Source organism: Actinocorallia herbida, from assembly GCF_003751225.1.
Taxonomy (GTDB): domain Bacteria; phylum Actinomycetota; class Actinomycetes; order Streptosporangiales; family Streptosporangiaceae; genus Actinocorallia; species Actinocorallia herbida.
The window spans coordinates 3,638,569-3,657,496 of sequence record NZ_RJKE01000001.1 but is presented as its reverse complement, the minus strand read 5'-3'; the positions used below and the strand labels follow the sequence as shown (position 1 = coordinate 3,657,496).

15 protein-coding genes and 1 pseudogene are annotated in these 18,928 nt (G+C 73.3%); 9 read left to right on the top strand and 7 right to left on the bottom strand.

What is annotated here, in order from left to right; translation table 11 throughout:
• Window positions 1–90: 90 nt before the first annotated feature.
• Window positions 91–2,859, bottom strand: a complete 2,769-nt coding sequence (locus EDD29_RS16990) for a helix-turn-helix transcriptional regulator (protein ID WP_123665342.1) — start codon at window positions 2,857–2,859, stop codon at window positions 91–93.
• A gap of 248 nt (window positions 2,860–3,107) precedes the next feature.
• On the opposite strand from EDD29_RS16990, the gene EDD29_RS16985 reads away from it, so the two are divergent.
• Window positions 3,108–3,752 (top strand): sigma factor, encoded by a 645-nt coding sequence (locus tag EDD29_RS16985; RefSeq protein WP_123665341.1) that lies wholly within the window; start codon window positions 3,108–3,110, stop codon window positions 3,750–3,752.
• A 103-nt stretch (window positions 3,753–3,855) separates the two neighbouring features.
• Window positions 3,856–4,758 carry an oxygenase MpaB family protein gene (locus EDD29_RS16980; protein ID WP_211359759.1) on the top strand — a complete coding sequence of 301 codons (903 nt, stop codon included), beginning with the start codon at window positions 3,856–3,858 and terminating at the stop codon, window positions 4,756–4,758.
• 55 nt (window positions 4,759–4,813) lie between these two features.
• Here the strand turns inward: EDD29_RS16980 and EDD29_RS16975 are convergent, their stop codons facing one another.
• Window positions 4,814–5,416: a TetR/AcrR family transcriptional regulator gene (locus tag EDD29_RS16975; RefSeq protein WP_123665340.1), complete on the bottom strand. Its 603-nt coding sequence runs from the start codon at window positions 5,414–5,416 to the stop codon at window positions 4,814–4,816.
• Between the two features lie 143 nt (window positions 5,417–5,559).
• Between EDD29_RS16975 and EDD29_RS16970 the strand changes: the two genes are divergently transcribed.
• From EDD29_RS16970 to EDD29_RS16955, 4 genes are all read left to right on the top strand, one after another.
• Window positions 5,560–6,990, top strand: a complete 1,431-nt coding sequence (locus EDD29_RS16970) for an MFS transporter (RefSeq protein ID WP_123665339.1) — start codon at window positions 5,560–5,562, stop codon at window positions 6,988–6,990.
• A 59-nt stretch (window positions 6,991–7,049) separates the two neighbouring features.
• Entirely contained in the window at window positions 7,050–7,826 is a 777-nt protein-coding gene (locus EDD29_RS16965) for an alpha/beta hydrolase (protein ID WP_123665338.1), read from the top strand.
• Window positions 7,827–7,838: 12 nt separating this feature from the next.
• On the top strand, window positions 7,839–8,342 hold the full coding sequence (locus EDD29_RS16960; protein ID WP_123665337.1) for a hypothetical protein: 504 nt from the start codon (window positions 7,839–7,841) through the stop codon (window positions 8,340–8,342).
• A gap of 126 nt (window positions 8,343–8,468) precedes the next feature.
• On the top strand, window positions 8,469–9,236 hold the full coding sequence (locus tag EDD29_RS16955) for an MsnO8 family LLM class oxidoreductase (protein WP_211359758.1): 768 nt from the start codon (window positions 8,469–8,471) through the stop codon (window positions 9,234–9,236).
• Between the two features lie 244 nt (window positions 9,237–9,480).
• On the opposite strand, the pseudogene EDD29_RS16950 reads toward EDD29_RS16955, so the two are convergent.
• Both EDD29_RS16950 and EDD29_RS16945 read right to left on the bottom strand, forming a co-directional pair.
• A pseudogene (locus EDD29_RS16950) lies at window positions 9,481–10,827 on the bottom strand (flavin-containing monooxygenase); the annotation flags it as partial.
• Window positions 10,725–11,270 (bottom strand): OsmC family protein, encoded by a 546-nt coding sequence (locus EDD29_RS16945; protein WP_123665336.1) that lies wholly within the window; start codon window positions 11,268–11,270, stop codon window positions 10,725–10,727. The pseudogene EDD29_RS16950 and the gene EDD29_RS16945, both read right to left, overlap by 103 nt.
• A gap of 89 nt (window positions 11,271–11,359) precedes the next feature.
• Here EDD29_RS16945 and metX point away from each other — a divergent pair, with 89 nt between their 5' ends.
• From metX to EDD29_RS16930, 3 genes are read left to right on the top strand one after another with little or no spacing between them, the layout of a single operon-like run.
• Window positions 11,360–12,577 (top strand): homoserine O-acetyltransferase MetX, encoded by a 1,218-nt coding sequence (metX, locus tag EDD29_RS16940; protein WP_123665335.1) that lies wholly within the window; start codon window positions 11,360–11,362, stop codon window positions 12,575–12,577.
• Complete coding sequence (locus EDD29_RS16935) at window positions 12,574–13,911, top strand: O-acetylhomoserine aminocarboxypropyltransferase/cysteine synthase family protein (protein ID WP_123665334.1); 1,338 nt, start codon at window positions 12,574–12,576, stop codon at window positions 13,909–13,911. The genes metX and EDD29_RS16935 overlap by 4 nt, the downstream gene beginning before the upstream one ends.
• The gene (locus EDD29_RS16930) at window positions 13,908–14,390 is read left to right on the top strand and encodes a CoA-binding protein (protein WP_123665333.1); all 483 of its coding nucleotides are present in this window, start codon (window positions 13,908–13,910) and stop codon (window positions 14,388–14,390) included. Before EDD29_RS16935 ends, EDD29_RS16930 begins: the two co-directional genes overlap by 4 nt.
• Before the next feature lie 131 nt (window positions 14,391–14,521).
• Here EDD29_RS16930 and EDD29_RS16925 read toward each other — a convergent pair whose 3' ends face one another.
• From EDD29_RS16925 to EDD29_RS16915, 3 genes are read right to left on the bottom strand one after another with little or no spacing between them, the layout of a single operon-like run.
• Entirely contained in the window at window positions 14,522–15,772 is a 1,251-nt protein-coding gene (locus EDD29_RS16925; protein ID WP_123665332.1) for an acyl-CoA dehydrogenase family protein, read from the bottom strand.
• Between the two features lie 2 nt (window positions 15,773–15,774).
• A complete protein-coding gene (locus tag EDD29_RS16920; protein ID WP_123665331.1) occupies window positions 15,775–17,199 on the bottom strand; it encodes an NtaA/DmoA family FMN-dependent monooxygenase in 1,425 nt (474 codons plus the stop codon).
• Window positions 17,196–18,926, bottom strand: coding sequence for a dipeptide ABC transporter ATP-binding protein (locus EDD29_RS16915; RefSeq protein ID WP_123665330.1), 1,731 nt, complete (start codon window positions 18,924–18,926; stop codon window positions 17,196–17,198). The genes EDD29_RS16920 and EDD29_RS16915 overlap by 4 nt, the downstream gene beginning before the upstream one ends.
• Window positions 18,927–18,928 lie beyond the last annotated feature (2 nt).

Genomic DNA, 18,928 nt, shown 5'->3' with positions numbered 1-18,928 from the left:
CCCGTGGCGGCGAGTCTCTTCGCCTCTCTTCGGACGGCCTCTCCTGCCGACAGCGAGAGTTCCTCGATGGGGCTCGTGCGGTGTTCGGGGTCAGGCGGGGGTGGGGTCGTCGAGGAGGGCGGGGCGGATCTGTTTGCGGGAGGCGATGCCGAGTTTGACGAAGACCTTGCGGAGGTGCCATTCGACGGTGTGGGGGCTGATGAAGAGCTGGGCGCCTATTTCGAGATTGGTGAGGCCCTCGCCTGCCATGCGGGCTATGCGGGATTCCTGGGTGGTGAGGGAGGGGCCGCCGTCGGTGGGGCGTTTGCGAATGGTCTCGCCGGTGGCGCCGAGTTCGCGGCGGGCACGTTCGGCGAAGGCCGCGGCGCCCATCCGGGTGCACATCTCGTAGGCGGTGCCGAGGTGTTCGCGGGCGTCGACGCGGCGGTTCTCACGGCGCAGCCACTCGCCGTAGAGCAGGTGGGTGCGGGCGAGCAGGACCTTGACGTCGGTCCGGCCCAGCCGGTCGATCGCCTCACGGTAGAGGGCCTCGGCGGTGTCGCCGTCGCTCACCTGGGCGCGGGCGGCCGCCGAGGTGCCGAGGGCCCAGTCGGTGCCGCTCGCCCGGGCCCGCGCGTCGAGTCGGCGTGCCGCGTCGGCCGCGCGGGCGGGCCGTCCGCTTCGGACCGCGGCCTCGACGTACTCGACCAGCGACCACGTGGACAGCCCGTACTCCTCGGGGTGCTCGCAGCCCCGTTCGGCGGCGGCGTACGCCTCCTCGTAGCGGCCGAGTCCGTTGTAGAGCACGGCGCTCGCCCATTGGGTGGCGCTCAGCACCTTGCCCTCGCCCTGCAGGAGCAGGTCGCGGGTGACCACGTCGATCGCCTGCCGGGTCTCGGCCTCCCTGCCCTTCCACGGTTCGAGCACCAGGGCGCCGTAGCGGGCGAAGAAGCGGCTGCCGGTCACCTCGCCGATCGTCATCGACTCGGCGACCAGGGTCTCGGCGAAGGCGAGTTCCCCCGCGAAGACCCGGTTCGACAGGAGCAGCAGGAGGGCCGACGGCAGCACCGCGAGCGTGCCGGTCTCCCTGGCCAGGTCGACGAGCCGGGTCGAGAGCGCCGCGTAGCCGTCGAAGTCGAAGAGGTCGTGGGCCATGCGGCAGGCGAGCGGGAGCCAACCGAGGCCCTCTTCGCGGGAGACGCCCTCGGCCCGGAACGCGTCGACCGCCTGCCGCAGCAGAGGCACGCTCGCTTCGTAGCCCTCGGTGCTCCGCACGGCCAGCCCGTCGAGGAGCAGCTCGTTGCGTCCCGGCTCGGGCCCTGACGGCGCGGCGAGCGCCGCCGCCGCGACGTCCGCCACCTGGACGCCGCCGCTGGGCAGGCGTCCGGCGGTGAGGGCCGCGTGCAGGGCGTCCCGGTAGGTCTCGCGGGCCAGCCCGGGGTCCAGCCGCTCCAGCCGCTTGCCGGTCTTGAGCAGCAGGGGCAGGGCGGCGCTGGCACTCCGGGAGGCGAACACGATCTGGCCGCGCAGCAGGTTCGACTGGGCGAGCCGCCGTTCGTCGAGGGGGCCGAGCTCGGCGGAGTCCAGCAGTTCGAGCGCGGCGTCGTACCCTCCGGCCCGGTGTTTGGCGCGGGCCGCCGCCAGTGTGCGGACGCCGCGGCGCGCGGGGTCCGGGGTCAGCTCGGCGGCCCGCTCCAGGAAGGCGGCGGCCGCCGCGACGCCGCCGCGCGCCTGCGCCCGCTCGGCCGAGCGTTCCAGTTCCGCGGCCACCGACTCGTCGGGGCCGGCCGTGGCGTTGGCGAGGTGCCAGGCCCGGCGTTCCGGATCGGACGCGGGGTCCGTCGCGTCGGCGAGCGCGCGGTGCACGCTCTGCCGGTCCTCCGGCGCGGCCACACGGTACGCCGCCGAGCGCACGAGCGGGTGCCGGAACCGCACCCGGGTGCCGATGCTGATCAGCCCCGCCGCCTCGGCGGGCGCGGCGGCCGCCGCGTCGATCCCCAGCAGCTCGGCCGCCCGGGTCAGCAGGGTCACGTCGCCGACGGGTTCGGCCGCGGCGATCAGGAGGAGCCGCCGGGTCCCGGCGGGCAGCGCCTCGACCCGGCGCAGGAAGCTCTGCTCGATCTGGGTGATCAGCGGCCGGGCGTCGGGGCGGGCGAACCCTCCCGCGAGCTCCGCGGCGGTCAGTCCCCGGGGCAGTTCGAGGAGGGCCAGCGGGTTGCCGTGGGTCTCGGCGACGATCCGGTCCCTGACCCGACCGTCGAGCCGTCCGGGGGTCACGGAGTTCAGCAGGGCGCGGGCGTCGGCGTCGCCGAGCCGGCCGACCTCGAGCTGAGGCACCCCCGCGAGCTCGTGCTGGAGGCCGGGCTCGCGCACCGCGAGCACCAGCCCGATCGGCTCGGCGAGCAGGCGCCGCGCGACGAAGGCGAGGGCCTGCGCGGAGACCTGGTCGAGCCACTGGGCGTCGTCGACGAGGCAGAGCAGCGGCTCCTTCTCGGCGACGTCCGCGAGCAGGCTGAGCACCGCGAGGCCGACGAGGAAGCGGTCCGGCGGGGTTCCCGCGCTCAGGCCGAACGCCGTCTCCAGCGCGTCGCGCTGCGGGCCGGGCAGCCGGCCGATGTGGTCGAGGAAGGGGGCGCAGAGCTGGTGGAGGCCGCCGAAGGCGAGCTCCATCTCGGACTCGACGCCCGCGACCCGGGCGATCCGGCAGCCGGACGCGCTGCCGCGCACGTAGTCCAGCAGGACCGACTTGCCGATGCCCGCCTCGCCGCGGACGACCAGGACCGCGCTGCGGCCCTCCTGCACCGTGGCCACGAGCCGGTCGAGCCGTTCGCACTCGAGCTGCCGCCCGCGCAGCGGGCCTCTGGCACTTCCGCCGACCATCGGCGTGACCTCCGGTGACTCTGTGCCTATTGACGTGTGACCTCCGAATTATAGGGTTTCCGCACCCACGCGGCGTCGCGGCGCCGATCACCTCCACCGGTCGAGGAAGCCCCGGCACCAGGGCCCGCCTAGGGGGAGACCAGGGTACGGACCACGGGGTTCCCAGGGCGCGGCACCGGGGTCCGCCGGGAGACGGTGGGGGTGACGGCATCGCGGGGATGCCGCCCTTGAACGGAGCCGGGGCCCCCATGAACCTTTTGGAGTCGGAGAGAGACGACGCGGTACGGATCGGCGACCCGGAGGCGGCGGCCTCGGTGTTCACCTCCGTGCGGCCTCGGCTCCTGGCCATCGCCCATCGGCTCCTCAAGGACGCGGGCGAGGCCGAGGACGTCGTCCAGGAGACCTGGCTGCGGTGGGGGCGCGCCGACCACGCGGCGGTCGTCAGCCCGCCCGCGTTCCTCGCCAAGACCACGGTCCGGCTCGCGATCAACGCCTCCCTGGCTCCCCGGAGGAGGCGCGAGACGCCCGCGAGCGCCTGGCTCCCCGCGACGCTGGACCTGGGCCTCGGCCCCGAGAGCGCGGTCGAGCGGCACGCGGAGATCGACGACGCGCTCCGGCTGCTCGCGGAGCGGCTGACGCCCGCGGAACGCGCGGTGTACCTGCTCCGCCAGGCGTTCGCCTACCCCTACGAGCGGATCTCCGTGGTCCTCGGCCTGCGGGAGGACCACGCCAGGCAGCTCTCGCGCCGGGCCGGCGGCCACCTCGCCACCGGACGGCGACGGCCGGTCGACGCCGCCGCGCACCGCCGCCTCGTCCAGTCCTTCCTCGCCGCGGCGCAGACCGGTGATCTCGCCTCGCTGGAGGATCTTCTCGCCGCCGATCTCGCCCGCTGACCTGGGCCGGCGTGACGTGTCTCAGACGGATTTCGGCCAAGGTCTTGTAAGTAGACACTTATGCCAGTTCACTGGAAGCCACCCCGTGAACGAGGAGCGAGCCATGGCGATGCGCACCGAAGTCCCGCCTGCGGCCCCGGAACAGCCGGACATCCGGACGTTCGGGCCCGGATCCGTCCTCTGGGAGGAGTTCGGGCTGTGGACGTCGGCGTTCGCCGGCCAGAGCGCGTTCCTCCTCCAGGTGATGCACCCGTCGATCGGCACCGTGGTGGACCAGCTGTCGAGCTTCCGGCGCGATCCCGTCGGACGGGCCAGGCGCAGCTTCGCGTCGGTGCAGACCTGGATCTACGGCGGCGAGACCGCGATCGAGGAGGGCCGGCGCCTCCGCGAGATGCACAAGGACCTCAAGGCCGTCGACGAGCAGGGCACCACCCATCACGCCCTGTCCGGCGAGCCCTGGGCCTGGGTCCACCTCACCGGCTTCCAGGCGGCGGCCTCCGCGGCCCGGTACTTCGACCCCGGCAAGTGGACCGACGACTACGCCGACCAGGTCTACACCGAGTTCCTCGACCTCGGCCGGATCCTCCGCGTCCCCGAGCGGCTGCTTCCGCCGACCGTCGAGGACTACTGGACGTACTTCGACCACATGGTCGAGAACGTCCTCGTGGACCACCCGGTGGCCCACGACGTCCTGGACATGATGGACAAGGTCCCCCCGTCCGTCCCGCGCTCGCTCCGGCCTGTCCTGGCCCCCCTGCATCGCGGCGTCGGATCCCTGGGCCGTCTCGTCGCCACCGGCACCCTCCCGCCCGCCGCCCGCGACAAGCTGGGCCTCACGTGGACCAGGTCCGACGATCTCGCCCTCAAGGCGGTCGGCCGGGCCATCTCCCGGACCACCCCCCTGCTCCCCGAACGCGTTCGTTACATGCCGATCGCCTACCAGGCCCGGGAGGCCGCCCGGGCCAACGCCAGGCTGGCCAGGACCCTGGCCACCCGCCCCCTGTAGAACGGCCCGAGCCTCCGACGGCTTGTCGGGAGCCGTCGGAGGCCCGCGCGCCAGGTCAGGCGATGCCCGCGCGGGCCGCGGCGAGGGCCGCCGCGGCGGCGCGGTCGGCGGCCGCGTCGTCGAGGGCGGCGCCGGTGTTGAGGAGCGCGTAGTACAGGGGCGCCGAGACGTTGGCGATGACGCGATGGGCGTCGAGCCCCTCGGGGAGCTCGCCGCGCCCGACGGCGTCGGTGACGCAGCCTGCCCATTCGGAGATGCGCACCGCGTAGAAGCGGTGCAGGGCACGGGCCGCCTGCTCGTCGCACAGGGAGGCGGCGATGAGGGCCTTGAAGAGGCGGCCCTGCCGCGGGTCGGTGAGCGTCTTCACGACGAGCCGGGCGTTGGCGCGCAGGTCGTCGTCCACGCTGCCGGTGCGGGCGCGCGGCAGTGACTGCTCGGCCATGTCGTCCAGGAGGTCGGCGGCCAGCGCGCCCGCGGTGCCCCACCTGCGGTAGACGGTCGTCTTGCCGACCCCGGCGATCCGGGCGATCTCGGCGAGGTCGAGGGCGTCGAAGCCCTTCTCGGCCAGCACGTCCCCGGCCGCCTGGAAGACGGCTTCGCGGACTCGGGCGGTACGCCCCCCTGGACGCACGGTGCCTGGCTGCGGGGTCGCCTCCATGAACGGTCTCCTTACCTTCGCGGACCAACTATAGGAACTCTGGTTCCCTTAACGGCCTAACGGTGCTACGGTCCCCATTGTAAACGGAACTTCGGTACCGATTGTGGATCGCCCTCCCGTCTGCCTGAAAGGAACCTACCGACATGACCACCGCCCAGACCGCGCCGAGCGCCGGCGCCGCGACACGGCCCGCGCCGCAGCGGCTCACCGGCCGTCTCAAGGTCACCCTCGCCGTCCTCCTCGCCGCCCAGTTCATGCTGGCCGTCGACTTCTCCATCCTCAACGTGGCGCTGCCCGCGATCGGCGACGACCTCGGCTTCACCCTGTCCCACCTCCAGTGGATCGCCACCGCGTTCGCCCTGTCCGCCGCAGGGTTCACCCTCTTCTTCGGCCGCATCGGCGACCTCATCGGCCGCAAGCGGATCTTCCTCGGCAGCCTCGGCCTCCTCGGCGTCGCCTCCCTCGTCGGCGGCCTGGCCACGGACCCGACCGTGCTGATCATCGCCCGCGTCGCCCAGGGCCTCGCGACGGCCGCCGCCACCCCGGCCGGGCTGGCACTGCTCACCACCGCGTTTCCCGAAGGGCCGCTGCGGCGCAAGGCGCTCGGTCTCAACGGCGCGCTGATGTCCGCCGGGTTCACCACCGGGGCCGTCCTCGGCGGCGTCCTCACCGACCTGCTGTCCTGGCGGTGGGCGTTCTTCATCAATGTGCCCGTCGCGCTCGCCGTGCTGCTCGCCGCGCCGAGCGTCATCGCCGAATCCCGGCCTGAGCGGCGGCCCCGGGTCGACGTGCCCGGCGCCCTCAGCGTCACCCTCGGCCTGCTCGGCGTCGTCTACGGCCTGACCCTCGCGGGGGAACGCGGCTGGACCGACCCCGCCGCGCTCGGCGCCCTCGCCGTCGGCGCGGTCCTGCTCGCGGTGTTCGTCCTGGTCGAGCGCCGGGCCGCCGAACCCCTCGTGCCGCTGAACGTGCTGCGCAAGCGGACCGTGGCCTGGGGCAACGTGCTCGGGGTGCTCGCCTTCGTCACCGAGACCTCCCTGGTCTACCTGCTCACCCTCTACATGCAGAAGACGCTGGGCTTCTCGGCCCTGACCGCGGGCGTCTCCTTCGGTGTCCTCGGCCTCGGCACCGTCCTGGGCGGGCTGCTCGCGCCGAAGGCCGTCGGCCGCACCTCCACCCGGACCGTCCTGGTCTGGGGCGGACTGCTCCAGGCCGTCTTCACCGCGGTCCTGCTCCTGCTCGGCGACTCCCCCGCCGCGATGTGGCTGGTGCTGCCCGCGACGTTCCTCGGCGGCGTCGGCAACATGCTGGTGATCGTCGGGTTCATGCTCACCGCCACCACCGGGCTGCCCGACCGGGAGCAGGGCCTGGCGACGGGACTGGCCAGCATGTCCCAGCAGATCGGGATCACCCTGGGCACCCCGGTCATGTCCGCGGTCGTCACCGCGGCGAGCGCGGGGGCCGTCACCGCGGGGGCCGTCCACCACGGCGTCACCGTCGCGATCGGGGTCAACGCGGCCCTGGTGCTCCTCGGCGTCGTGATCGCCGCGGTGTTCCTGCGGCCCCGCTCCTGAGGCATCGCACGGCGGGCGGCCGCCCGGCCGCCCGCCCGACCCCGGAAAGGAGACCGAAGATGACCGCCTCATCCCTCGTCAGCGTTCCCGGGCCCGCCGGGGGCCCTGCCGTCCCCGTCCTCGCGCACGTGCCGGCGGACCCGCGCGGCTGGATCGTGTGGGCCCACGGCGGGAGCTGGCGGTTCGGCTCGGCGGTCGAGTGGCGGCGGGCCACCACTCGGCTCGCCGCGGCGTCCGGCTGGGCCGTGCTCAGCGCCGACTACCGGCTCGCGCCGCGGCACCGCCACCCGCGCGCGCTCCAGGACGTCCTGGCCGTCCTGACCTGGGCGGCCGATCGGGCGGCGGGGCTGCCGGTCGCGGTCGGCGGCGACAGCGCGGGCGGCACCCTCGCCGCGTGCGCCGCGCTCGCGGTGCGGGACCGGGGCGGCGCCCTGGCCGCGCAGTTCCTCGCCTACCCCCCGGTCGATCCGGAATGCTCGGCTCCGTCCTTCCAGGCCGACCCGCGACGGTTCCCCGATCCGGCGGCACTGCGGGAGGCGTGGCGGGCCTGGCGCGGAGACGGCGCCCCGGTCCACGACACCGACGGGACCCGCCTGCACTCGACGCCGCTGGACGCCTGCTCCCTCGCCGGTACCGCGCCCGCCGTCCTGGCCGTCGGCACGGACGACCCGGTGCGCGACGACGTCGAGAAGTACGCGCGCCGGCTCCGCGGCGACGGGGTCCCGGTCCGGCTGCTGCGGGTGGCCGGGGCCGAACACGGCGACGTCCTGCGCACCGGCAGCCGCGTCCTCGACACCCTCGCCGACGCGCTCCGCTTCCCCGTCCCGACCTCCTGAAAGGACCCCGTCATGACCTCGTCCACCCTTCGCCCGCCCGCCCCGCTCGAAGCACTCCTCCGGCACTTCGCCGACCTGCGCGACGGCACCCACGCAGGGCAGCGCAGCCGCGCAGGCAAGGAGGCGGCCTTCCGCGCCGCCGCAACCCTGCTCGACGCCCCCGCCCGCACCGTCCTCACCGAGGTCGACACCCACCTGCTCCGCGCCACCGGCGCCATCGAGGCGACCGGCGTGCGCCGCGATCCCCACGGCGGGCTCCTCGCCGCCTGGCACCTCACCTGGCCGGAACAGCGCGCCGCGGACCTCTCGCCGATCACCCTCACCGCGCACTACGGCGCGGGCTTCCACCACCCCCACCTGCACGGCGCCACCCTCGGCGAATGGCCGCTCAACGTCGCCACCCCCGCCCAGGCCGCCGAACTCCTCCCGACCCTCCGCGCCATCGCCACCGCCGACCTCCACAACCTGGTCTTCCAACGCGACTGGCGCATCGTGCCGGCCCTGCACGAAGCCTGAGCGCCGCTCGGCACCGCCGGCCGGGCCGCCGAGCCCCTCCCCGCGCTTGCGCGGCCTCGACGCCGACCGGCACGGCCCAGATCGTCCCCGCCTATCCCCCGAACGCCCACAGAAAAGGAGCCCGACATGTCCGTTCCGCTGCGCCTGTCCGTCCTCGACCAATCGCCGCTCACCGGGGACGCCGGACCCGCCGACGCGCTGGCCCGCTCCCTCGACCTCGCCCGCCAGGCCGACTCCCTCGGCTTCCACCGGGTCTGGTTCGCCGGACACCACCGATCCGGTTCGTTCGCCGGGACGTCGCCGGAGACGATGGCGGCGCCGGCGCTGGAGCGCACCTCCCGGATCCGCGCCGGGTCGGGTCGGGTCGGGTCGGGTCGGGTCGGGTCGGGCGGGATCCTCCTCCCCCGCCATCGGCCCGACAAGGTCGCCGAGACGATGGGGATCCTCGCGTTCGTCCATCCCGGAAGGGTCGACGTCGGCATCGGACGGGGCGGCGGTCCCGCGGCCGACTTCGACCGGAAGGTCTCCGACCTGCGCGGGCTGCTGCTCGACGCCGCCGCGGGCTCGGCCGACCCCGGCGAGCCCGCCGCGCACCTGTGGCTGCTGGGGGCGGGTGGATCCAGCGCGCCGCTCGCGGGAAGCCTCGGCGCGGGGTACGCGTTCGGCCACTTCTTCGCGCCCTCCCGCGGCAGGGCGGTCCTCGCCGGATATCGGGCGCACCTGCCGTCGGGCGCGGCGCGGGGCGGCCCGCTGCTCGCCGTCCGCGCGGTCGCCGCGGCCGACCCGGAGCGCGCCGCCGCGCTCGCCCGCGCGATGCTGCTCTGGCGGGCGCGCAAGGATCTGGGCACCGATGCCCCGGTCCCTTCCCTCGCGGCCCTGGACCGGCACGTGTGAACCGCCGACGAACGCCGCCTGGCCGCGCTCCGCTCCCCCGCAGTCCTGCACGGCACACCGGAGAGCCTCCACGAGCGGCTCACCGCCCTCGCCGAGGCCCACGGGGTCCGGGAGGCCATGGTCAACACGCTGACCGCAGACCCGGCCGACCGCACGACGTCCTACGCGCTCCCGGCCGACCGCTTCGGTCTCCGTCCCGCGGCCCCGCGTGCCGCCTGACCACGGCGGGGGCCGCGGGACGGGGTCAGTGGGAGCCCGCCAGATGGGAGACGAGGTGGGTGATGACCTCTCGGGCGTCGGGTTCGATGCCGTGCAGGAAGGTGGACTTGCGGCGGCGGAGGACCGGGAGGGCCAGGGCGTAGAGGCCGGGGGGTTCGAGGACTCCGCCTGTGTGGTGGAGGGCGCCCTTGGGGTCGAGGACGGGGACGTCCAGCCAGGGGTAGTCGGGGCGGAAGCCGGTGGCCCAGATGACGGAGCGGATCTCGCCGGAGCGCAGGTCGAGGCGGAGGCGGGACGGGGCGGGAAGCTCGGTGGGGGCGAAGCGTTCGGGCGGGGGCGCCTCGACGCCGGTCGAAGCGGCCCAGGCGTCGAAGGTGTCGAGGAGCCGGGCCATCTTGAGGTCGGCGAGGGAGCAGACGTTGCGGAGGCCGCCGGAGAAGAGGGCGTGGCCGTCGCGGATCGCGGCCAGGCGGCCGACGACCTCGACGCCCAGCGCGGTGAGCGCGTTGAGGTCGAGGGTGGCCCGTTCCGGGGTGCCGACGAGCTGCGGCGAGGGGAGGCGACGGGCGCGGGCGAGATCGTCGAGTTCGTCGTGGCGCTCGTCCCACACGCCGGAGGCGTCCATCCACCAGAGCACGTCGCGGCCGCGGTAGGTGCGCGGCAGCCTTACGTGCTCGCCGGTCGAAAGCGTCACGGGCCTGCCCGAACGCGCCACCTCCGCGGCCAATTGCACGCCCGTAGCCGACCCGCCGACCACCAGGACGCCGCCGTCGGGCAGCCCATCGGGGTCGCGGTAGTCGAACGGCGTGTACTGCGCGACGGCCTCCGGCACTCCCTCGGCGAGGCCGGGCACCACCGGACGGTTGCAGGCGCCGGTCGCGATGACGACGGCCCGGCACCGGAGCGGGCCCCGGCTCGTCGCCACCGCGTAGCCGTCGTCCGCGCGCCGGACCGACGTGACGGCCGTGCCGGTCCGGACCGGGGCGCCGGAGACCTTGGCGAAGCGCTCGACGAGGTCGGCGGTCTCTCCCGCGGTCAGGTAACCGTCCGGGTCGGGGCCGTCGTAAGGCAGGCCGGGCAGTCCGCTCAGCCGGTTGGGGGTGAGCAGCCGCAGTGACTCCCAGCGCTCCGACCGCCAGGAGTTCGCCACCTCACCGCGTTCGAGGACGACGTGGTCGACCGAGGCCGCGGTGAGGAAGTGGCTCGCGGCGAGGCCGGCGTGGCCCGCGCCGATGACGACGACGGTGACGTGCTCGATGGCCCTGCTCCTCAGGCGACGCTGACGGTGACGTCGGTCGGGTTGGTGAGCGCGTCGAACACCGCGGAGCGCTTCTGCGACTGGGCGACGAGCGCCTCGATCTCCTGCGGGGTGGCGTCGGCGTCGATGTGGAAGGTGACCTTGATGTCGTTGTAGCCGTTGCGAACGTCGGTGTCTCCGAGGATGCCGCGGATGTCGTGGTTGCCCTCGACGGACGCCTCGACCGAGCGGAGCTGGATGCCGCGGTTCTGCGCGACGGACGCGACGCCCGCGGTGAGGCAGCTCGCGAGGCCGACGAGGAGGTACTCGATCGGGGTGACGCCGTTGTCCTCGGCCGCGAAGACCGCGGGGTGGTCGGCGTCGAAGACCGTCTCGTTCTTGTGGCTCTGCTCCTGGCCGAGGCCGTAGAAGTTCTGGATGCGGGTGGTGCTGTGCACGCCGTTCTGCCAGGTGGACGTGGCCTTCCAGGTGAACTGGGCGGCTTCGGGCGCGTCCTTGAGCGCCTCCCGCGCGTCCAGCAGCGCCTGCACGTTCACTCCGTTGGAGATCGTGGTCATATCGCGCAATGCCCCTTTTGTCCTGTTTTTCGGTATTCCCTACCGGCTTACTTGACAATACACGGGGTGCGGCGGGCAACATAGCCCCTATGACGGACCCGGCACCCACCCGCAAGGCCGGATCGGTCGGCACCGTCACCACCCGGCACCTGGACCTCCCCGGGCCGCTTCCGCTCGACTGCGGCCGGGAGCTGCGCGGAGTGCGCGTCGCCTACGAGACCTATGGCGTGCTCGCGCCGGAACGCGACAACGTCGTCCTCGTCTGCCACGCCCTCAGCGGCGACGCCCACGCGGCAGGGTTCGCCGCGACCCCGCCCGCCGCGAGCACCCGTGACGGGTTCGCGGCCGAAGACCGCGACGGCGGCGCCGGCAAGGGGCTCGGCTGGTGGGACGGCATGATCGGGCCCGGCAAGGCGTTCGACACCGACCGGTACTTCGTCGTCGCGACGAACCTGCTCGGCGGCTGTGGCGGCACGACGGGGCCGTCGTCGCTCGATCCGGAGACCGGCGCACCGTACGGGCCGGACTTTCCCGTCGTGACCGTCGCCGACATGGTGCGCGCCGAGCGGGCGTTCCTCGCCGCACTCGGGATCGAGCGGCTCGCGGCGGTCGCGGGCGGCTCACTCGGCGGGATGCGCGCGCTGGAGTGGGCGATCGCCTACCCTGACCAGGTGGCCGCGATCGTCGTCATCGCCAGCACGCACGCGCTCCACCCCCAGGGCGTCGCCTGGAACGCGATCGCGCGGGAGGCGATCATGCGGGACCCGGCCTGGCAGGGCGGTCGCTACCAGGGCACAGGGCACAGACCGGACGCGGGCATGGGCGTCGCGCGGATGGTCGGCCACATCACCTACCTGTCGGCCCCCGCGCTGGACGCGAAGTTCGGGCGGCGGCTCCAGTTCGCCGACGACATCCGGCACACGCTCACCGAGCCGGAGTACGAGGTCGAGAACTACCTCCGGCACCAGGCCGAGGCGTTCGTGCGACGCTTCGACGCCAACAGCTACCTGTACATCTCGCGCGCGCTCACCTATTTCGACCTCGCGCGGCAGCACGGCGGCTCGCTCGCGGCGGCGTTCGCGGACCTCACCGCGCGGACCCTGCTGATCTCGTTCAGCTCCGACTGGCTCTACCCGCCCGCCGCGTCGGCCGAGATAGCCGAGGCGCTGAGCGCGCTGGGCAAGCCGGTGGAATCGCATGTGATCGACGCACCCTATGGGCATGACTGCTTCCTGCTGGAGGAAGCCCGGCAGACCCCCCTGATCCGCCGCTTCCTCGACCGGACCCCGACGAAAGAGACCGCATGACCGACACACCCCGCGCCGAGGAAGCCCGCGAGTTCGGGTTCGAGACGCGGCAGCTGCACGCCGGGCAGCGGCCCGACCCGAACACGGGCGCCCGCGCCGTGCCGATCTTCCAGACGACGAGCTACGTCTTCGAGGATCCGGAGTCGGCGGCCGCGTACTTCAACCTCCAGGAGTACGGGAACACCTACTCGCGCATCATGAACCCGACGGTCGCGGTGTTCGAGGAGCGGGTGGCGAACCTCGAAGGCGGGGTCGGGGCCGTCGCGTTCGCCAGCGGGATCGCGGCCCAGGCCGCCGCGCTGTTCACGCTGCTGGAGCCCGGGGACCACGTGGTGTCGTCCTCGGCGCTCTACGGCGGGACGGTGAACCAGCTCAAGCACCTGCTGCGCAAGCTGAGCGTCGAGCTGACGTGGGTCGACCCCGACGACCCGGACGCGTGGCGCAAGGCGGTCCGGCCGAACACCAAGGCGTTCTACGGGGAGACGATCGGGAACCCGTCGGGGAACGTGCTGGACGTCGCGGCCCTCGCGGAGGTGGCGCACGAGCACGGGGTTCCCCTGATCGTGGACAACACGTTCGCGACGCCTTACCTGTGTCGTCCGATCGAGTGGGGCGCGGACATCGTCGTCCATTCCGCCACCAAGTTCCTCGGCGGGCACGGGACGAGCATCGGCGGCATCGTGGTGGAGTCGGGTGAGTTCGACTGGTCCAACGGCCGCTTCCCGGTGATCGCCGACCCGTCGCCCGCCTACCACGGGCTGAAATTCCACGAGACGTTCGGTACCTACGGGTACCTCATGAAGCTCCGCGCCGAGACCCTCCGCGACCTCGGCGCGGCCCTCTCGCCCTTCAACGCGTTCCTGTTCCTCCAGGGCCTGGAGACGCTGTCGCTGCGGATGGACCGGCACGTGGCGAACGCCCTGGCCGTCGCGGAGTTCCTCGAAGGGCACCCGCTCGCCTCCAACGTGACGCATCCGGGCCTGCCTTCGAGCAGGTACCGGCCGCTCGTAGACAAGTACCTGCCTCTCGGGGCTGGCGCGGTGTTCTCCTTCGACTGCGCGGGCGGCCGGGAAGGCGGGCAGGACCTCATCCGGGGCGTCTCCCTCTGGTCCCACCTGGCCAACGTCGGCGACGCCAAAAGCCTGATCATCCATCCCGCGAGCACCACCCACCGCCAGCTCGGCGACGCCGAACTGCGCGCGGCAGGGGTCGGGCCCGGCACGGTCCGCCTCTCCGTCGGCACCGAATCCGTCGCCGACCTGATCTGGGACCTGGAACAGGGCTTCGCCCACGCCGCCGCCACGTCCGCCGAAGGGAAGGCGCAGCCGAGATGACCGACCTGACCCGCTACCAGGACCCGAAGACCATCCAGCGCGTCCTGCACACGGCCCGCACCATCGCCGTCGTCGGCCTCTCCGGCAACGAACTCCGCGCCAGCCATTTCGTCGGCTACTACCTCAAACGCCACGGCTACCGCGTCATCCCCGTGAACCCCCGCGAACCAGAGATCCTGGGCGAGCAGTCCTACCCCACCCTCCGCGACATCCCCGTCCCCGTCGACGTCGTCAACGTCTTCCGCGCCCCCGACGCCCTCCCCGCCATCGCCGAGGACACCGTCTCCATCGGCGCAGGCACCCTCTGGTGCCAGTTCGGCGTGATCAACGAAGCCGCCGCCCACCTGGCCGAAGACTCCGGCACCACCGTCATCATGGACCTCTGCCTCAAAATCGAGCACGCCCGCTACCTCGGCCGCATGCACTGGCTCGGTTTCAACACCCACCGCATCACCTCGATCCGCACCGGTCTCCAGTAGCCGGGAACATCGCCGAGGTGGAGCAGCGCGACGGCCGCGCCGCACTTCTCCGCTGCGCCGGTCACCGTCGTTCTCACGGCCCGGCGCCGCCGCCCCTTCCGCGGGCGGCGGCGCCGGGGAGCGGGGCGGGGTCAGTCTCCCTGGCCGCCGCGGCCGAAGGCGGCGAGGTCGGGGACCGGGTCCGTGGCGTTGACGAGCCAGTCACCGAGGATGCGGGCCTTGTAGACGCGGGGGTTGTGGGAGGCCAGGGTGCGGGCGTTGCGCCAGTGCCGGTCGAGCAGGAGCCTCTCGGAGACTCCGGAGGCGCCGAGGGCGTCGAAGACCGTGGTGGTCACCTGGAGTGCCGCCTCGATGATCGCGAGCTGGGCCTGGGCGGTGGCGACCTCGGCCCGCAGCACGCGGTCCTTGCGCGCGTCGGCGTCGCCCGCGGCGTGTGCCGCGGCGACGTGGTCGAGGGTGCGCGAGGATCTGCTGAGGGCGGCCTCGGCGGCGAACACGTGCACCGACACCTGCCCGACGACCTGGAGCAGCTGCGCGTCGGCGGCGGGCACCGGATCGAGCGCCTGCGGGTAGTTGCGACCGCGTGCCCTCAGCGCGGCGATCCCGTCGCGCTGGGCCGCGCGGGCGATGCCGACCAGGACCGACAGCATGGCGGTCTGGTAGAAGTGCCCCTGGTAGGCGAACCGCTCCCCGGCCGGGAAGACGTCGCCGTGTTCGGCCGGGACGTCGGTGTACTCGGCGGTGCCGCTCGCGGTCGCGCGCTGGCCGAAGCCCGTCCAGTCGTCGACGAGGCGGACGCCCGGGTCGGTGCGCCGGACGAGCGCGGTCAGCACGGTGTCGCCGTCGCCCTTGCCGAGCACGTCCAGCCAGTCGGCGTACAGGCTGCCCGTGGCGTAGAACTTGGCGCCGCTGACGAGCCAGCGGTCGCCGTCCGCGCGGACCGTGGTCTTGAGGTCGGCGAAGGTCCCGTTGTTCGCCTCGGTCCACCCGCCGCCGACGAACTCGCCGTCCAGGAACCGCCGGATCCACCGGTCGTTCGTCTCCGACGGCACGGCGTTCAGCCGGTCCTCGACGAACGCGAGGTGGTTCCGCCAGATGTGGGAGACGTTCGGGTCGGCCTCGGCCAGCGCGGCGAGCAGCGCGAACGTCTGCTCCAGCGAGGCGCCGAAGCCACCGAACTCGACGGGGATCCGCACCCGCCCGAAACCCGCCTCCTTGAGCCAGTCGACCTGTTCGTACGGGAGGATCCGTTCCTTCTCACGGGCGACGTTGCCCGCCGCGACGCGGTCGAACACCGGCTGGAACAAGGTGGCGAGCTCGTCGTCGGTGGCCGTGGCCGGGCGGAGGTAGGTCGTGTCGGCGGAGGCGTCGACGATGGTCATGGTCAGCCCTTCGTGCTGTCGGCGGTGAGGAGGGAGGGGGCGGCCGAAGGCAGCCCGGCGAAGGCGCCCCGGTAGCGCGCTCCGGGATGGTCGGCGGGGAGCAGCGGCGACGCGCCGAACAGGGACTCGCGCAGCGTCCGGCCCGGCACCTTGTCCCGGACTCGTCCGCGCTCGGCGAGGACGGGGGTCACGTGCTCGCCGAACGCCCGGTAGTCCTCGATCGCGACGGCGCCCGCGATGTTGAAGCCGTCCAGCCCCGATTCCGCGGCGAGCTCCTCCAGCCGGTCGGCGACGGTCGTGCCGCTCCCGACGATGGGCGCCCCGTAGCCTCCGACCGACTCCGCGGAGCCGAAGAGCTTCCGGAGGGTCCACGACCGGTCCGGCGCGTCCTTCGTGACGCTCGCGAGGATCGACCGGTTGCTGTCGGTCTCCAGGTACTCCAGGGGCGTGTCCAGGTCGTACTGCCCCCAGTCGATCCCGGTGATGGCCGAGAAGTGCGCGATCGCGCCCTCGACGCTCCGGTAGCGCTGGTAGTCGCGCAGCTTGGCCTCGGCCGCGGCGTCGGTCGCGTCCGCGATGACGGTCGCGAGCCCGAGGAACCGAATCGCGCCGGGGTCCCTGCCCTCCAGCCGCGCGAGCCGCCTGATGTCCTCGATGTTCCGGCGCAGCACCGGCGGCTCGACCCCCGCGACGAAGACCACCTCGGCGTTGCGGGCCGCGAAGGCGCGTCCCCGAGGGGAGGAGCCCGCCTGGAAGAGGACGGGCGTGCGCTGGGCCGACGGCTCGGACAGATGCGCGCTCGGCACGGAGAAGTACTCGCCCGCGTGGCCGATCGCGTGCACCTTCGCGGGATCGGCGTAGACCCCCCGTGCCCGGTCCTTGACGACCGCGCCGTCGTCCCACGAGCCCTCCCAGAGCTTGTAGACGACGTCGAGGAACTCCTGGCCGAGCTCGTAGCGCTGGTCGTGCGGGAGCTGCCGCGCCAGGCCGAGGTTGCGCGCGGCGCTGTCGAGCTGGGAGGTGACGATGTTCCAGCCGATCCGCCCCCGGGTGAGGTGGTCGAGCGTGCTGAACTTCCGGGCGAGCAGGTACGGGTGCTCGTAGGTCGTCGAGACCGTGACGCCGACGCCCAGGGTGCGGGTGGTCGCGGCGATCGCCGATACGACCAGCAGCGGGTCGTCCAGCGGGGTCTGGACGGCGTCGATGAGCGAACGGTCGGCCGAGCGCTCGTAGATGTCGAGCTGGCCGAGCGCGTCGGCGAGGAACAGGGCGTCGAAGCCGCTCCCCTCCAGCACCCGGCCGAGCTCGACCCAGTACTCGACGTCGGTGTACTCGCGTGCCGTCTCGGCGTGCCGCCGCCACAGGCCGAACGCGAGGTGGCCCGCGGTGTTCATCTCGACGGCGTTGAGGATCAGCGGGGTGGTCATGAGGTCTCCTTGGCTGCGAACGCGCCGACACCGACGGGCAGGACCGCGTCGAGCAGGGTGCGGGTGGCCGGATGGCGTTCGGGATGGAAGAGGTCGTCGGCCGGGAACGTCTCGACCAGCGAGCCGCCGCGCATGACGCCGACGCGGTCGCAGACGAACTCGATGATCGCGAGGTTGTGGCCGATGAACAGGTAGGTGAGGTCGAGTTCGTCCTTGAGGTCCAGGAGCAGGTTCAGGACGGTCGCCTGGGTCGAGACGTCGAGGGCGGAGGTGGGCTCGTCGAGGATCAGCAGGTCGGGTTCGAGGGCGATGGCCCGCGCGATGCCGACCCGCTGGCGCTGGCCACCGGAGAACTCGCGGGGGTAGCGGTCGGCGTATCCGGCGCTCAGGCCGACCAGGTCGAGTGCCCTGCCCGTCAGATCCTCGGCCGCCTTGCGGTTCGCGGCCTTGCCGAGCCGCAGGAGCGGCCGGGCGATCTGGTCGCCGACCTTGAGGCGGGGGTTGAGCGCGGTGGCCGCGTCCTGGAACACGTACTGGAAGCGGCGGCGCAGGTCACGCCTGCCCTCGGCGTCCGCGGCGGCGACGTCGGCGCCGTCGAACACGACCGATCCGGCCGTCAGCGGGATGAGCGCGCCCGCGAGCCGGGCGAGGGTGGACTTGCCCGAGCCGGACTCGCCGATGAGGCCGAAGGTCTCCCCGCGCCGCAGGCTCAAGGACACGCCGTCGACGGCCCGCACCGCCGACCTGTGCCGGCCGGTGCCGAGACCGCCGAGCACGAACTCCTTGGACACGTCGCGGAGTTCGAGGATCGGCCGGTCCTCCCTCCGCGCGGGGGTCTCCGGCGGCGGCGTCGCGCGCCGCTGCGTCAGGTGGACGCGCTGCGTGCGGGGCTCGCCGCCGAGCAGCCGGCGCGCCCCGCCCGGGTGGAGCCCGCGCTGCCCGATCTCGGGCACCGCGTCGATCAGCGTGCGCGTGTAGGCGTGCGACGGCGCGCGCAGCACCCGGTCGGTCTCCCCCGTCTCGACGATGACGCCCTCGCGCATCACCGCGACCCGCGTGCTGGTGTGCGCGACGACCCCGAAGTCATGCGTGATGAGCAGGACCGCGGTCTCCGTCTCGCCGGACAGGTCGAGCAGCAGGTCGAGGATCTGCTTCTGCACCGTGGCGTCGAGCGCGGTGGTCGGCTCGTCGGCGATGAGCACGGCGGGCTTCGACAGCCCGGCGAGCGCGATCATGACGCGCTGCCGCATGCCCCCGCTCAGCTCGTGCGGATACGCCTTGAGCACGCGGTCCGGGTCGTCGATCCGCACGCGTTCCAGCCACTCCCGCGCGACGCCCGTCGCCGCCCTGCGGGAGACGCCGAGGTGGAGCCGGGCGGTGTCGCCGAGCTGGCTGCCGATCGTGAACGACGGATCGAGCGAGGTGACCGGATTCTGGAAGATCATCCCGATGCCGGAGCCCCGGTGGACGTTGAGGCGCCGCTCGGGAAGGCCGACCAGGTCGTCGCCGCGGAAACGGATCGCCCCGGACGTCACGCGCGCCTCGCGCGGCAGCAGGCCGAGGATCGCCGCGGCCGTCACGCTCTTGCCCGATCCGGACTCGCCGACGAGCGCCAGCACCTCGCCGGGCCGGAGTTCGAGGTCGACGCCCCGGACCGCGTGGACCACGGCGCCGGGCAGCGTGAAGTCGACGCCGAGTCCGGCGACGCTGAGGATGGGTGTCGTCATGT